Here is a 14,472-nt window from a genome sequence, read left to right as displayed (position 1 = left end):
CCCGAAGCGGCCCGGCCATGCGCAGTCGATGCGGGCCGCGGCACTCTTGGAGCATCGCGTGGCAGGGAAGGCGCCCATTTCGTCAGTGAGGCCTCCGATTCGGCTCGGGCTCAAGGAGAACTGGCGACAGTTCTCTTTGCTCGTGCTGATCAATGCCTTCGTGGGAGGAATGGTCGGTATCGAGCGGACGGTCGTACCACTGATCGGGGCGAAAGAATTCCATATCGAATCCGCGACGCTCATTACGTCATTCATCGTCAGCTTTGGGGTCGTCAAGGCGCTCGCCAACCTCGTTTCCGGGCAGTTGGCCGATACGTGGGGCCGCAAGCGTGTATTGGTTGCGGGATGGCTGCTTGCGTTGCCGGTTCCGTTCATGATCATCACCGCTCCGAATTGGGAGTGGGTGGTTGCGGCCAACGCGCTGCTTGGCGTCAGCCAAGGATTTGCATGGTCGATGACCGTGATCATGAAGGTGGATCTTGTCGGCCCGAAAGGGCGAGGGTTGGCGGTCGGACTCAACGAGTTCGCGGGCTACTTCTCGGTCGGCCTGACCGCGTTTCTCACAGGCTATCTGGCGAGCCGGCACGGCCTTCGTCCAACGCCGATCTATCTGGGCGTCTTCTATGCGGCAGCGGGCCTGATCCTGTCGATCCTCGTCGTGCGAGATACTCGCGACCATGTTCGCCTGGAGGTGGCTGCCAAACCGACGGAGGCGTCGTCACTCTCGTTTCGCGACGTTTTTCTGTTGACGTCTGTCAAAGACCGCAACCTGTTCGCCGCGTCGCAGGCCGGGTTGATCAATAACCTCAACGACGGCATGAGCTGGGGCATTTTCCCGCTGTTTTTCACGGGACTTGGGCTCGGTGTCACACGGATCGGGATACTCAAGGCCGTTTATCCGATCGTGTGGGGCGTCTTTCAGGTTATCACCGGCCCGTTGAGCGACAGATGGGGACGCAAGGGCCTTATCGTCGCTGGCATGTGGGTTCAGGCAATCGGGCTCTTTCTAACCGCCGTCACGAGGCGATTCGAGTGGTGGCTTTTGGCAAGCGTGCTCCTCGGACTCGGTACGTCAATGGTCTACCCGACCTTGATTGCATCCGTCTCGGATGCTTCCGACCCGCGCTGGCGCGCTCGATCGCTGAGCGTGTACAGGTTCTGGCGAGACCTGGGCTATGCGATCGGCGCGCTTTCGTCGGGTCTCATTGCCGATCGCTTCGGCTTTGCCGATGCCATTCTGGTGATCGCCATGGTCACGTTCGTTTCAGGCGTTGTCGTCGCCGTCGCAATGCAAGGACGTCGTTGAGGAGCAATGTCCCGATCCGTCAAAGCAAGGCGAGGCACCTGATTTCAGCCCGACGCAGTGGGTAGCGTAGGTTTTGAATCGGTCCGTTTTCAGATAAGGCGCAGGTACTGCTGCACCATTGCGGTGGCAGTTGCTGATGCGGGGCGCGCGGGCCGACCCTCTTGTCACGCGGCCGCGTGATTCAAGATCTACATCTACGGCTATCTCAATCGCGTACAGTCGAGCCGGCGCTTGGAGCGGGAGTGCCAGCGCAATATCGAACTGATGTGGCTGACTGGCCGGCCTTCAAGACCATTTCGGAATTCAGGCGAAACAATGGGGATGGCATTCGCAACGTATGCCGACGCTTCGTGATGATATGCCGTGACCTGAAGCTGTTCACGCAAGCGGTCGTGGCGATCGATAGCAGCAAGCTTAAGGCGGTCAACAGCCGCGACCGAAACTTCACGCCCAACAGGATCGAGAAGCGCCTGAAGCAGATCGAACAAAGCATTCAGCGCTACCTGGATGCACTGGAGACGGCAGATCACACTCTGCCATTGTGGAAATTTAAACCAAATGGTCAGCGGACGAATCGAGCAACTAGACAGCGCTCAGGATGAAGTCTCGCGGCGATGTTGACCCGTTCGGGGAGGGAGCGGGCATTCATCCTCCGACACAGACCACCGGCGCGATTTGCGCCGATGGCAATCCCGATTTACGTTCAACCGCATGAGCTGCTGTCATTGGCCCCTCGCGTCACACTCCCGCAATAGCCGCTTCATCGTCCGAACGAATCCCGTCCTTGTGATGTCCGCCGGCATCATCAACCGAAACATCCGCGGACAACGACGGCGCGAGCACGTTTTCCCATTTCGCGACGGCGACCGAGGCGACCGCATTACCAAGCACGTTGGTTGCGGTACGTCCCATGTCCAGGAAATGATCGACGCCGATGATGAGGAGCAGCCCGGCCTCGGGGATATTGAACTGGCCCAGCGTCGCGGCGATCACGACCAGAGAGGCACGCGGCACCCCGGCCATGCCTTTACTGGTCAGCATCAGGATCGCAAGCATCGACAACTGCTGCGCGAACGACAGATGAACACCATACGCCTGCGCGATGAACAGCGTGGCAAATGTGCAGTACATCATCGTGCCATCGAGATTGAACGAGTAGCCGATGGGCAATACGAAGCTCGCGATACGTTCGGGGACACCGAAACGGACCAGTTGTTCCAGCATCTTCGGGTAAACGGACTCGCTGCTGGCCGTACTGAAGCCGATCAGCATCGGCACGCGCATGAAACGCACCAGCGAAAATACCCTGCGGCCGAGCAACACGCCACCCGCCAATACCATCAGAAGCCACAGCACGATCAGGCTTCCGTAGAATTCGCCCATGAACCGGCCAAAGGTGACGAGAACCGACACACCGCGCGTCGTCACGACGTTCGCGATCGCGCCGAACACCGCGAACGGCGCGAGCGCCATCACATAGCCTGTCACCTTCAGCATGACGTGAGAAACCTGATCGAGCATGCGAATGACGAGTTGTGCCTTGTCGCCAAGCGTCGTAAGCCCGACGCTGAAGAAGGCGGAGAACACCACGATCTGCAGGATTTCGTTGGTTGCCATCGCCCCCACAACGCTGCTCGGCACGAGATGCACCACGAATTCCTTGGGCGACAGTCCACTCGTGCTCAACCCGGTCGAGGCGTTTATCGCGGGCAACGGCAAGTTGAGCGCGCTGCCGGGTTTCAACCAGTTGGCGAACAGCGCGCCTAGCGCGAGCGAGATGAAAGACGCGGCAAGAAACCAGCCCAGCGTCCTGAGCCCGATGCGGCCCACCGCGTGGACATCGCCAATCTTCGTCACGCCGATGACGAGCGAGCAGAACACAAGCGGTGCAATGATCATCTTGACCAGGCGCAGAAACACGTCGGCCAGAAGCGAGAAATAGCCGCCGACCTGGTTGGCCGCATCCGCGTTGGGCAGCAGCGCATGACAGGCAACACCGGTTGCGATACCGAGCGTCATCCCGACAACAATGCGCGCAGCAAGAGGAAATTTCATGAGGGTCTCCAAGCGTGTCTTCGACAAACGACATTGACGAGAGGTGTCAGGCGTTGAGCCGCAGGTAAGCCATGTGTGCGACGGCCGCGTCCTGCAGGGCGATACCGACTGCCTTGTAGATCACGATGTCGGTGGCGTCCCGGGCGCGCTGCTCGTCGGCGCCGATGACGGACGAAAGATCCACCAACGTCCTGCTCTCGATCAGCGCACGCGACGGAAGCAGCAGATCGCCCGTTTCGAATGGCGTCTGCCGCGTCCAGTCCACGACGATGCGCGATGCCGCGAGCAACGATGCGTCGTCGAGCTCGCGTTGATCGGGACGCGTCGCGCCGATGCTCGCGACGAATGCGCCCGGCCGTAACCATTCGCCGCGGATTACCGGTTCGGATGCACGCGTTGCGATGACGACGATGTCGGCGGCGGCGGACGCTTCGGCATCGACCACCGATACGTTGAGATCGAACCGATGCCTGAGGCTGTCGGCAAGTGCATCCGCGGATGCGGCATCGCGACTGTGAATCAGAACGTCGCGCAATCCGGGTCGTTCGGCCAACGCCTCTGCATGAGCCCGTGCCTGCACGCCGCTGCCGAACAGTCCCAGGCTTCGGCTCTCCGCACGTGCCAGATGTCGGGCTGCAAGCGCGGTGGTCGCGGCCGTGCGCACACCCGTGATCGCATCGCCTTCGAGCATCGCGAGGAGCGCGCCATCCACGAGCGAAAACAACGCGATGTAAAAGCGGAACTGGCCATCGAGCGTCGTGTACATCTTGATCGCCGCAACCTTGGCCATGCCCAGCATGGCGCTCATTGCGCTGAACTTCACGTCGGACAAGCCGATGCGCGCGCGCGGCTGAACGGCGGCCGCACCGTTTTGCAGGTCGAGATACGCAGCGCGAATGGCGTCCGATGCCGAGCGCATGTCGAGCACGGCTGCGATCTGGTCGTTGGTAAAGCGTTTCATTGCCGCGGCTCCAGCGTCATGCTTTCGACTGCGCCGCTGATCCAGCAGCCCGCGTCGGCGTTGTCGGGGTCTCGCATTTCGACCTGGATGCTGGACGGTTTGCCCATCGCGTACCCTTGATGCACGGCCAGACTCGACGCGCCACGCGCGAGCAGACCGTAGTGCAGCACACCGTACAGGGTCGCAGCCGCGGCGATACCGGTCGCGGCATCTTCGGGATACCCGGACGAGCGCGGAAACTGCCGCGCGTGCACTTCGAGAGGTTGTGTCCGCTCGACGGCAAACGGATAGAGACCCGTCGATCCGAGCGCGTCACATAACGCCTGCACCTTGTCAAAGGACGGCGTCAGTGCCTGAAGTCGCTGCACCGAGCGAATCGGTATCAGCGTCTTGGTCCGGCTCGTCGCGGCGTTGACAATGGCGAGCGAATCCAGATCGCCAATGTCGATGCGCAGCACATCGCGTATCGCGGCGTGCAACCGTTCGTCTTCGATCGGTTGCACGATGCCTTTGGGCTGGCTCACTTCGATGGATTGCGTGCTTTCGTCAAAGCGCGCGTCGACGATGCCGCTCAACGTTTCGAGCGTCGCGACGCGGGACGTCCAGCGACCAAGCCTGCGCAGAAGCCACAATGCGCCGAGCGTCGCATGACCGCACATCTCCATCTCGTGGTGGGGGACGAAGAAGCGCAGGCGATACGTGTTGGCCGTATTGCGCGGTGTGCACACGAATGCGCTTTCGTGGCCGTAGCGCGCTGCAATCGCCTTCATCTCGTCCGCGGACATGGCATCCGCATCCAGTACGACGGGCGCGGGGTTGCCGCCGCCCGGCCCCGCGGGAAAGACGCGCACGAAATGCAGATCCCCGTGAGGGCGCAACGCGAACGTGGCGTTGGGTGAGTGAGGCAACAAGGAAAGGTCGTTTTCAACCGACATGAACGGGCTCCGGCGTGTAAGTGACGCCAGCATGCCGAAGGTGAAGCCATGTTTCGCCGCCTGTCGGGCCACGACAAGCACACAATCGGGCCAAGTGCACGTCCGGCCCAGCGCGCGGGAGTCCGCGCACCCCCGTGTTTTCCCCGAGAACCGGGTTGGCGGCCGGGTGTGTGAGTGCCCGGGCTACGTGCACGGAAGTCTGAAACGCTATACTGGGCCGTCCCGTTGATACAGCGGTCTGCCAGTCCCGCTATGGCTGGTGGCTACCCACCGTATGTGGCGCCCAAGGGTAATTTCGTGAAGCACTATCCGACCGCCAGTACCCATTTGTCCGAAGATCGCGTTGCCGATGTCCGGCAGGTTTCGATCGGCGATTACCGCACGCAGCCGCACGAACATGACGAGTACATGTTTTTGCTGCCGCGCACGGGCCAACTGATCCTGAACGTCGAATCGAACGCCTCGCCTTTGCGCGTGGCGCCGATGTCGTTTGTCGTGGTGCCGCCGCGGCGCCTGCATGACACGCACGGCTATCGGACGCAGCAGGAACACGTCGCCGTTTATGTGGCGAGCGATTTCGTCGCGTACTGCGAGCGCAAGGCGCAAAGAAGGCTGTCGTGCGCGAAGATATCCATCTGGTCCGCACCGTTGCCGCTGCTCAACGCGGTGCGTCTCGCCACCGACACAGCTCAGCGCGACGTCGGCGAACTCGCCGCCTATCGCAAGGAACTGACCAACAAGACGTTGGCGGCCACGTGCGTCGAGGCGGGGTTGAGCTCGGGCCACCTTCCGTTGACGCCTGCCGACGCTCGCCGTGAATTGGTGAAAGACATTCGGGCGTTTCTCGACTCGACACTCGATCAATCAATCGGGCTCGATCGCGTTGCCTACGAGTTCGGGCTGTCGCGGCGCACGTTGACGCGCATGTTTCGCGACGTCACAGGCGAATCCATCGTCGACTATCAATCGCGGCAGCGTGTGCGCCACGCGTCGCTGCTATTGCAATCACCCGGCATGACGGTCGTCATGGCGGCGGCAGCGGTCGGTCTCGATTCACCGTCCTATCTCGCCCGCCTGTTCCGGAAGCACGGACAGGCGCTGCCGCGATCCTTCAAGGCGTGACCTTGAATCGCACATGCTCGAAGCGCCGAGGTGGTGCGACATCGCCGGGCCTCGGTGCTGAAGGCTGAAGTGCGCCAGCCAAGCATCGGCTTGGCGTACATCTTCTTGCGCAGGAGGTTGGTCAATCGTCGTCGCGCCAGGTGTGGTCGCTTGGGAAAATGACCGCTGGACTTGTGAGAACGGTCGTTGGCGGGGAGGGGAACGAACGGCAGCGGCCGGTCGCCCGACACACAACGCGGTCACTCGAACGGCCGGTCCACTCCGAAACCGGCCCGATTGTGAGTGAGAACATTTCGAAGCGGTCAGAGGCATTTCTCGAAAACGGACGTTCGATTTCATTTCGTCGCCGCTGCTTGAATATCTTGACAAAAGCTCTTTAGATTGCGAGGACATTGTTGACTCGCATTTCTGGCGATCCGCTGCAATCGCTTTGCAGGCACGGTTTCGTCGATATGCCGGACGATAAATTTACGGAAAGGTGGCTCTGCCATGATCATGGGTTCAATCTGTCGCAAAGTTTTCCAGTGATCGGCAAGCAAAAGAGTAATTGACTCGCTGAAACCTTCCGCTATGGCTCCATCATCACAATGTGCATATTGTTCGAATTGTCGATGCAACTGCTTCCACGACGTAGCTACTGCAGCTGCAGCTTCTGCCCAATGAGCCTCTTCTACTGTACAAAGTCTCGCGTCAGCTATGGCCGTCGACGAGCAAATGACAGTGAGCCATAGGACGAAGCAGGGGCCAATCGTCTGGAAAGAGTTAAAGATCGTTGTTCTCACCTTCTGGCCGAACTCAGCCGTTTGAGTTCGACCCGAAGCAAATAGTTTGATGCCAGCTTTGTCTACCGCGCCGCGCCATGTTGATCAACGAGACACACTGTCACCACAGACCATTTTTGAGGTATTTCTCGTACGAAACGAACAGATTCTCGATCAAATCCAAATCAGGACCAAACACGTATTCCAGCACCACAACGAGGCCCTTCAGCAGGACGGGCAGACGCCCCCAAAAAATTACCAAGGCGATACAAGTAATTGCCCAAACGACAATAAGCGCGAGCAACCTAAGGCGAAACCTCAAATACTCCGACCGGGACATTCTCGGTGGGATCGGCCAGGCTCGATAGAAGATTTGTGGCATGACGCAGTCGCCCACTCTTGATTAGCCGCCGTTTGATTGTCGAGTATCTACACTGCTTTGTCGATGGTCGTCTCTTGGGCGTGAGCATTCGGTACCCGCAAGCGCGATAGACAACCTATCCAACTGGGACAGGGGCTGCCCGTCCGGCGCATGGTACCCAGATTGGACGGCGGTCACCTGTGCGAAACCGAACGAGATTCCATAGGTTGGTGAGACGCAAGTCCGACGGTCCTGCGACAGTCCGCTCCTGACCGGCAAGTGACCGACAGCCGACAAAGCCGTTCCGTTGCCCGCGATAGTCCGTTGACGAACGATTTCATGACAATTTTCTTTCAGAAATATTGGGTCGAGTTTGCTCGCTGAGCGACGGTCGCTACCCGACCCAAATCGGCCGCACCGGTTTTCCGACAGCAGACACTCAAATCCTGACTACACGGGCGGCAATAGTTAAGCTTCACGGAAGGACGTGCTCGGCGCCTCACCACTACAAGCGCATGCTGGCCCTCGACCAAATTTGAACATTACCCAGCATGGATTCGCCTAGTACGGCTTATGACAGTAGCGGCACTTAGAACCAACCCAAGGAGTCCATGTGCCACGTGGAGTACGAATGGCAAGTGATTTGCAATGCGGGCAGACTAGGACGGCAAGCCCAGCCACATTAAAACACATTGCAATTACAAGGAAAGGAATCAACGCCAAGCCTTTGCCTGACGCTGGCAAGACGATAAAAAGAGGCACAGCAACGCCAAGTGGTACCGCAGTGGCTGCCATATAAAAGAGCGTGGCCTTTGTGCGCATTCGCATAGCTGGAAGGCTCCTATTGAAGCTGTAGAAAGACAGCATTCATGCTGGGCCTGAATGGCTCTTCACAGCCGAACCGGGGCTGATACAGAACCTTCCGGCTGTAGGCGCTCGGGATGCAGTACTCACGCTTCAATTCGCCTACTTTCCACTCAGCGTCCGGCTTACGGAGCAGCATGTCAAGAAGGCTTTCTAGTGCGTCGCTTTTCCCCTCAACGTACAGTACCGCGAGATTCGTACTGCACTCCGCTGGCGGCTTCCTGATCCTGCGCTGATTGTCAACGATTTTGACATCGATGTCGAATGACCGGAACTGGCCGAACTCGGCCGGCTACCACCCAGCAACGCGCGACCGGCGCTGATCGACCCGTGTGAGACGCTCAGTCAGGATTTTCGAATGTCCGGTCGCGCGCCGACATGAGACGATTGCCGATTAAGCTTCGAGCTTGCCACCGACAATCGCCGAGCGCGAGCGATTTAGAGCCTTCGCGGCGGCTCACGTTGTGTACCTGGTCCGAGCGGCCGAGCAGTTCGAGTTCGTCGGCTGTCAGGCCGATGTGGATGCGCCCGCCGATCAGCGCGATAGTCGCCGGCTCCGCTCCCAAATCGCGGATCAAGGCCTCCACTTCGCGCGCAGTGTTGACGTTCTCCGGGTAGGGCATGCCGTGGGCAATGATGGTCGACGATTCCAGCGCCACGAGTGGGCGGCCGACGGCCCGTGCGGCAGCCACAGGCGCGCTGAAGTTCAACCAGGATTGGGCGAGGTCGGCAGCCATTTGGATCCTTTCAACGCTGCGATTCGATTCGAATGGTCACCAGACAACTCGAGTGTTTGGCAGGGCCGCCTTGAGCTCATCGACGTTCTTGGCCCTGGTGCCGTAGAGAACCAGCTCTCGGAGTCCTGTCAGGCCCTTCAGTACTTCGATGTCCTGGACCGGCGTGTTTGCGAGATAGAGCTCTTGCAGACTGGTCAAGCCCTTCAGCGCATCGATGTTTTGAACGTCGGTGCGAAAGAGATTCAGCGTTCGAAGGCCCGTCAGGTCTTTCAGCGCATCGATGTTCTCGACCCTGGTGTCGGCGAGATTGAGCCTTCGCAGGTCCGTCAGGCCCTTCAGCGCATCGATGTTCCTGACTTGCGTGCGCGCAAGCACGAGTGTTTCCAACTGGCGCAATCCCTTCATCGCATCAATGTTCTCGACGTTGGAGCCGTCGAGCACGAGCGTTTTCAGGGTGGGCATTCCCGTTAGCAAATCGAGGTTCCGAACTGGAGTATTGGCGAGATAGAGCGCCTGCAGATCGTCCAGCTTCTTCAACGCATCGAGGCGCTCGACTTGCGTCTCGTTGAGATCGAGCGTTTTCAACGCGGTCAGCTGGCTGAGCGGCTTGATGTTCCGGACATTCCTCGCACCACCCAGCTTGAGTGTTTCCAGGTGAGGCAATTTCTCCAACGCGTCGAGGTCCCGAACCTGTGTGTCCCGGAGATCGAGTTCCCGCAGGTCGGTCAAGCCCTTCAGCGCATCGAGGTTCGAGACCCGGGTCTCCCACAGATTGAGCGATTGCAGGCCGGTCAGTCCTCGAAGCGCATCGATGTTCTGGACTTGGGTGCGGTGGACCACGAGTCGTTTCAGGGAACGCATGCCCTTGAGCGCGTCGATGCGCCAGACCGGAGTCCCCGTGAGGTCGAGCGATTGAAGACCACCCAGTCCGTCAAGCGAGTCGATGTTATCGACTTCGGTGTCTGCCAGATTCAACTCGAGTCTGAGGCGGAGCTTGCTTAGATGCGGGAGCGCCGCGGCGAGCTGCGAGGTCGTCAATGCCGGCTTTGCCCGCAATGCCAGGCATCCCGACTCGGGTGTCGTAGCGGAATCGCTGCTGTCATTGCAGGCGCCCGCGTAAAATCCCAGATCGATCAGCGCCCGTTCATCCAGTTTTTCCCGAAAAGGGCTCAACACCACCAACAGGCTCACAAGCAAAAGGCCGATGCCGCCGGCAATGGCCCATGGCCTGGCACGGCGCCAGACCGATGTGCGCAAGCCTTCAGAAGTGGGTTTTGTGCTTGAGGGTGGTGTTTCGGGCACGGCGGGCTCTGTTCGTCCAAGATCGCTTCCTTTATACACGAAGCAAGGGAACAAAACGGCGCACCGGAACGTTCCCCGAGATGGATGGGTCGTACTTTCCGACGCGCTTTTCAAAACGCTTTCGACCCCAAACTTTTGCCCCATCAATCAACTTATGACGACACGCGTCGAATCGCCACCTATCGCGCTCGACGGCGCGCAGGCGCCGTCGCAGTACACACGCACGGCGATGGTCCTTCACTGGACCATCGCCGTTTTGATGATCGGTAACGCGGCCCTTGGCTTGAGCGCGGACTCACTGTCCGATGGCTGGGTGCGTCCGGTAATCGACACGCACAAGTCGATCGGCATCACCGTGCTCGGCCTTGCGCTCATGCGCATCCTGTGGCGCGTTTCACACCGACCGCCGCCGCTGCCGCGCGAGTTCCCGTCGTGGGAGCGCGTGGCCGCACACGTCGCGCACTTCCTGCTATACCTGTTGATGATCGCGCTGCCGCTCTCGGGATGGGCGCACGACTCCGCATGGAAGGATGCGCTCACGCATCCGATGCGGCTTTTCAACCTGTTCCCGTGGCCGCGCATCGGCTTCGTGATGAACCTCGATCCGTCCGTCAAGGAACCGCTGCACACGGGCCTCGGCACGCTGCATACGTGGCTCGGTTATGCGCTGTATGCGTTGCTCGCGATGCACATCGGCGGCGCGCTCAAGCATCAATGGCTCGATCGTCAGTCGGTCTTCAAACGGATGGCGCCGTGATGGACGCCGATATCGTCATTGACGCCGTGCGCCCGGCGGCACGATCGACCGGTTCGGCAGCCGCGCGGAAGAAGTTGCTGGATGAAGCGTTGGCGCGCGTGTCTCCGCGTATCGTGCCGCGCCCGGCGACGTGGGCCAGCAGGCTGATTCACGGCGGCGTCACGGTGCTGTGGCTGCTGCTGTTCGCGCGAGCGTTCTTTCTCCACGGTGTCGTCGCATGGTCGAGCGGCATCATCTATGTCGTCTACGACACGCTGCTGCTGTTTTTCGTTACGGCAAAAACGCTGCCGCTCGCACGGCGAATCGTATCGACGCGCGCGGCGCAGCATGAGCGACCGTTGCCGGAGATGGGTGTCATCGTCGCGGCGCATGACGAGGCGGCCGTGCTGCCGGTGACGCTCGCCGCGCTGCTCGAACAGGTCGACGGTCCGGCGCAGATCGTGATCGCCGACGACGGCTCCACCGACGGCACCGCCGAGCTGCTCACCCGCCGATTCGGCCTGACGGCGCCTGCGCTCGGCGAGTTGAGCGCGCCGAGCTCTCGTCACCCGAACCTCTACTGGCTGCGCGTGCCGCACGGCGGCAAGGCGCGCGCGCTGAACGCGGCGATAGCGGCGACGACGACCGAGACCGTGATGACCGTTGACGCCGACACGCTGCTCGCGCCCGACGCCACCCGCGCAATGCGCGCGGCCTTCGCCGGAAGACCGACGCTCGTGGCGGCCACGGGCATTCTGGTGCCGGTATGCAGCAAGTCCGTGGGCGGCCGCATGTTCCAGTGGTTCCAGACGTATGAATACATGCGCAACTTCATCGCGCGCTTTGCGTGGATGCGAGCGGACAGCCTGCTGCTCGTGTCGGGCGCGTTCGCATCGTTCCGGCGGGACGCTCTCGTCGCGGTCGGCGGCTTCGATCCGCAATGCCTCGTAGAAGACTACGAGCTGATCCACCGGCTGCGCCGCTATTCGGCAGACCGACGGCTCGACTGGGACGTGCGCGTGGTCGGCGACGCGCACGCGCGCACCGACGCGCCCGGCACGCTCGCCAGTTTTTTGCGGCAACGCCGCCGCTGGTTCGCGGGTTTCCTCGAGACCCAATCCTGGAATAGCGACATGACGGGCAACCGGCGGTACGGAACGCTCGGCACGCTGATGTTGCCCGTGAAGGCGTTCGATACGATGCAGCCAGTCTACGGACTGACCGCCTTCGGCCTGCTGGTCGCGTTTCTGCTCGGCCGCCACGACGCGATCGTCGTGTCGATCTTCAGCGTCATTTTTCTGAAGACGGTACTCGATCTGGCGTTCTACGTGTGGAGCATCCACCTTTACCGGCGCTGGACCGGCCTGCGCGCCGGATCGAGCCTTTGGATGGCCGTCGCGGCGGCCATCGCGGAGCCGTTCACGTTCCAGTTGCTACGCCACGTCGGCGCGGTGCTCGGCTGGCTGCACTTCCTGCGCGGCGGCAAGTCGTGGGGCAAGAAGCACCGCTCCGGCCTCATCGCGTCGGCCGGCGAACGGTACTAAGGAGCGCGTCAGGTCAGTCTATCTTGGGTATTCGTATTTCCCGGTTGATGCGCGCGTTTTCTGTTGCGCTGCACATTTGAGCGCCCTGCGGGTGTGTCGTCCGACCGGCTCATGTCGACCGAGGGTGTGTCAAAACGTGCGACTTCGACAGAGGTGCGAAAGTCGACCCACCAGAACGCTCTGTATCGGCTTCGCGGCACTTCGGGAAGGGTAAAGCGACACCCGGAAACCCGGTAAATTCGAGTTTTGACACACCCTCGGCCAGAAGCGGTCGGTCGACGTCAACGTCTAGATTGTCGACAATCGACGCGCGCGTGTTCGTCGACGGTCAGTAGAAAGAAAGGGGTGAGGTGCTGTGACCGATACCGAGCTGGAGCTATACAAACGCGTGGATGAGGTTCTGTACTACGTATGGGATCCTGTTGGAGTGTCACTTAATCCTGCGGCACGCGACGAATATCAAGCGTACCTGCCGAAGGTATTCGCCATGTTGCAGGAAGGAGCAGACACATCGTCCGTCGCAAGATATCTGGAGGCGGTCGCGACCGAGAGAATGGGCTTGCAGGAGAACTGCGAGCATTCAAAACACGTCGCCGAGCTGCTGCTGGATTGGAAGGCTAAGATTTACAGGCCTCGGTAGCCGCAAACCTCGACTCATTATCTATGTGGAAGCGATTCATCCCCGGGCCGGCTGCAACCAAGATGACGCTCAGCGACGCCGATAAGCCCCTCCTCGCTTCCTGACCCTTCTGCACGGAGCCGCACAGAAATCCCAATCGTAGGTCTCAATTGCTGTCGAATGGAGGAAACCAGATGAAACTCCGGGCCGGATATGATCAGACGTTTCGGTATGTGCGACAAAATGCGCACGGCTTGGCGTACGACGTTGGATTTCACGTATATCAGCGCAACGATGGAGCATTCATAGTCGGCTACGAAGTAGTGCAGGAGGCAACTGATTGTCAATTCGGAAGTGGCGCTATTAGGTTGAACTTCGAGGGTACCCGCGAAGAAGCGGAAGCACATGTGCGGGCATTGCTAGAAAAGATGATCGATAATCTGACGGACGAGAGCGGGGAGAGAGTAACGCGAACAGGCGAACGCGCCCGCTATCGGATTGTCGAATGGAACGACGGGACTGACGGGGCGATCGAGGACTTAGTTCTACGCTGTCCAGAATTAGTGCTAGGGCGATATGTTGCGATTGCAAGTTGTGACAGCGGCCCATATACGCCGACCGATGAGGAATTCACGGCGGGATGGTCAAAGATTGGCGCACTCGCGGTCAGTCCGTTAGTCACGGAGGTATCTCAGCTTCCGATGCCTGGCTTTGACGAATGGTACGTGTACGATAGGTTTATAAAATTTGAGCCCCATGCGAATTTCGTGAATCGTTTAGGGTTTAGTCCGCTCAACGTCGATGACACTTACACGGAAGAATTTTGGAAGCAGGTCGCCAAGTTGGAGCCTCAGCACGTGCTCGGTTCAGGCACACCCGGCGTGTTTTTAGTCACGCGTGACAAAACGCTTTTCGAGGCAGTGAACCGCACCGGATTTTGTGGAGGCTCGTATTCTTGAGAGAATCGAGTCATGAACAAGAAGGCAAGCAAATTTTCCCCGGAAGTGCGGGAGCGCGCAGTGCGTCTGGTACGCGAACAGCGTAGCGAACACCCGTCGATGTGGGCAGCGGTCGAATCGATTGCGCCGATGATGTCACGGGGCGGCGTTATGGAGCCAATCCGGGGGCGGCGTAATGAGGCCACCTGATGGGCGGCGCAATGGAGCCAG

General features: G+C 60.1%; 13 protein-coding genes and 2 pseudogenes. 8 read left to right on the top strand and 7 right to left on the bottom strand.

Annotated features, from left to right (window positions below):
* Window positions 1-136: 136 nt before the first annotated feature.
* Window positions 137-1,306: an MFS transporter gene (locus DIE23_RS33590; RefSeq protein ID WP_409364266.1), complete on the top strand. Its 1,170-nt coding sequence runs from the start codon at window positions 137-139 to the stop codon at window positions 1,304-1,306.
* 150 nt (window positions 1,307-1,456) lie between these two features.
* Window positions 1,457-1,845, top strand: a pseudogene (locus tag DIE23_RS33585) (transposase); the annotation flags it as partial.
* A gap of 199 nt (window positions 1,846-2,044) precedes the next feature.
* On the opposite strand, the gene DIE23_RS33580 reads toward DIE23_RS33585, so the two are convergent.
* From DIE23_RS33580 to DIE23_RS33570, 3 genes are read right to left on the bottom strand one after another with little or no spacing between them, the layout of a single operon-like run.
* Window positions 2,045-3,361 (bottom strand): dicarboxylate/amino acid:cation symporter, encoded by a 1,317-nt coding sequence (locus DIE23_RS33580; protein ID WP_124616491.1) that lies wholly within the window; start codon window positions 3,359-3,361, stop codon window positions 2,045-2,047.
* Between the two features lie 46 nt (window positions 3,362-3,407).
* Window positions 3,408-4,322 (bottom strand): ornithine cyclodeaminase family protein, encoded by a 915-nt coding sequence (locus DIE23_RS33575; RefSeq protein ID WP_124616489.1) that lies wholly within the window; start codon window positions 4,320-4,322, stop codon window positions 3,408-3,410.
* Window positions 4,319-5,257, bottom strand: coding sequence for a PhzF family phenazine biosynthesis protein (locus tag DIE23_RS33570; RefSeq protein WP_124616487.1), 939 nt, complete (start codon window positions 5,255-5,257; stop codon window positions 4,319-4,321). The genes DIE23_RS33575 and DIE23_RS33570 overlap by 4 nt, the downstream gene beginning before the upstream one ends.
* Window positions 5,258-5,509: 252 nt before the next feature.
* Between DIE23_RS33570 and DIE23_RS33565 the strand changes: the two genes are divergently transcribed.
* Complete coding sequence (locus DIE23_RS33565) at window positions 5,510-6,379, top strand: AraC family transcriptional regulator (RefSeq protein WP_124616485.1); 870 nt, start codon at window positions 5,510-5,512, stop codon at window positions 6,377-6,379.
* 335 nt (window positions 6,380-6,714) lie between these two features.
* Here the strand turns inward: DIE23_RS33565 and DIE23_RS33560 are convergent, their stop codons facing one another.
* The 4 genes and pseudogenes from DIE23_RS33560 to DIE23_RS33545 all read right to left on the bottom strand — a co-directional run bounded on the left by DIE23_RS33560 (window position 6,715) and on the right by DIE23_RS33545 (window position 10,404).
* On the bottom strand, window positions 6,715-7,161 hold the full coding sequence (locus DIE23_RS33560; RefSeq protein WP_124616483.1) for a hypothetical protein: 447 nt from the start codon (window positions 7,159-7,161) through the stop codon (window positions 6,715-6,717).
* 100 nt (window positions 7,162-7,261) lie between these two features.
* A complete protein-coding gene (locus tag DIE23_RS33555; RefSeq protein WP_124616481.1) occupies window positions 7,262-7,522 on the bottom strand; it encodes a hypothetical protein in 261 nt (86 codons plus the stop codon).
* A 1,265-nt stretch (window positions 7,523-8,787) separates the two neighbouring features.
* A pseudogene (locus tag DIE23_RS33550) lies at window positions 8,788-9,102 on the bottom strand (pseudouridine-5'-phosphate glycosidase); the annotation flags it as partial.
* Between the two features lie 36 nt (window positions 9,103-9,138).
* Window positions 9,139-10,404 carry a leucine-rich repeat domain-containing protein gene (locus tag DIE23_RS33545; RefSeq protein ID WP_124616479.1) on the bottom strand — a complete coding sequence of 422 codons (1,266 nt, stop codon included), beginning with the start codon at window positions 10,402-10,404 and terminating at the stop codon, window positions 9,139-9,141.
* 154 nt (window positions 10,405-10,558) lie between these two features.
* On the opposite strand from DIE23_RS33545, the gene DIE23_RS33540 reads away from it, so the two are divergent.
* The 5 genes from DIE23_RS33540 to DIE23_RS39790 all read left to right on the top strand — a co-directional run bounded on the left by DIE23_RS33540 (window position 10,559) and on the right by DIE23_RS39790 (window position 14,451).
* The gene (locus DIE23_RS33540) at window positions 10,559-11,161 is read left to right on the top strand and encodes a cytochrome b (RefSeq protein ID WP_124616477.1); all 603 of its coding nucleotides are present in this window, start codon (window positions 10,559-10,561) and stop codon (window positions 11,159-11,161) included.
* Window positions 11,161-12,684 (top strand): glycosyltransferase, encoded by a 1,524-nt coding sequence (locus DIE23_RS33535; protein WP_124616535.1) that lies wholly within the window; start codon window positions 11,161-11,163, stop codon window positions 12,682-12,684. Before DIE23_RS33540 ends, DIE23_RS33535 begins: the two co-directional genes overlap by 1 nt.
* A 355-nt stretch (window positions 12,685-13,039) precedes the next feature.
* Window positions 13,040-13,324, top strand: a complete 285-nt coding sequence (locus DIE23_RS33530) for a hypothetical protein (protein ID WP_124616475.1) — start codon at window positions 13,040-13,042, stop codon at window positions 13,322-13,324.
* Window positions 13,325-13,497: 173 nt separating this feature from the next.
* Window positions 13,498-14,262 (top strand): hypothetical protein, encoded by a 765-nt coding sequence (locus DIE23_RS40510; protein ID WP_260436298.1) that lies wholly within the window; start codon window positions 13,498-13,500, stop codon window positions 14,260-14,262.
* Between the two features lie 12 nt (window positions 14,263-14,274).
* The gene (locus tag DIE23_RS39790; protein WP_185646591.1) at window positions 14,275-14,451 is read left to right on the top strand and encodes a hypothetical protein; all 177 of its coding nucleotides are present in this window, start codon (window positions 14,275-14,277) and stop codon (window positions 14,449-14,451) included.
* The last annotated feature ends 21 nt before the right edge of the window (window positions 14,452-14,472 follow it).

Origin of the sequence: Burkholderia sp. Bp9143 (genome assembly GCF_003853645.1) — a bacterium.
GTDB lineage: Bacteria > Pseudomonadota > Gammaproteobacteria > Burkholderiales > Burkholderiaceae > Burkholderia.
The sequence above is the reverse complement of the archived record's forward strand: the minus strand, read 5'-3'. Positions and strand labels throughout refer to the sequence as shown.

Bases quoted from the DNA above. Each gene is read 5' to 3' on its own strand.
- DIE23_RS33580 (WP_124616491.1), bottom strand. From the start codon at position 3,361: ATGAAATTTCCTCTTGCTGCGCGCATTGTTGTCGGGATGACGCTCGGT.
- DIE23_RS33575 (WP_124616489.1), bottom strand. From the start codon at position 4,322: ATGAAACGCTTTACCAACGACCAGATCGCAGCCGTGCTCGACATGCGC.
- DIE23_RS33570 (WP_124616487.1), bottom strand. From the start codon at position 5,257: ATGTCGGTTGAAAACGACCTTTCCTTGTTGCCTCACTCACCCAACGCC.
- DIE23_RS33565 (WP_124616485.1), top strand. From the start codon at position 5,510: ATGGCTGGTGGCTACCCACCGTATGTGGCGCCCAAGGGTAATTTCGTG.
- DIE23_RS33555 (WP_124616481.1), bottom strand. From the start codon at position 7,522: ATGCCACAAATCTTCTATCGAGCCTGGCCGATCCCACCGAGAATGTCC.
- DIE23_RS33540 (WP_124616477.1), top strand. From the start codon at position 10,559: ATGACGACACGCGTCGAATCGCCACCTATCGCGCTCGACGGCGCGCAG.
- DIE23_RS33535 (WP_124616535.1), top strand. From the start codon at position 11,161: ATGGACGCCGATATCGTCATTGACGCCGTGCGCCCGGCGGCACGATCG.
- DIE23_RS40510 (WP_260436298.1), top strand. From the start codon at position 13,498: ATGAAACTCCGGGCCGGATATGATCAGACGTTTCGGTATGTGCGACAA.
- DIE23_RS39790 (WP_185646591.1), top strand. From the start codon at position 14,275: ATGAACAAGAAGGCAAGCAAATTTTCCCCGGAAGTGCGGGAGCGCGCA.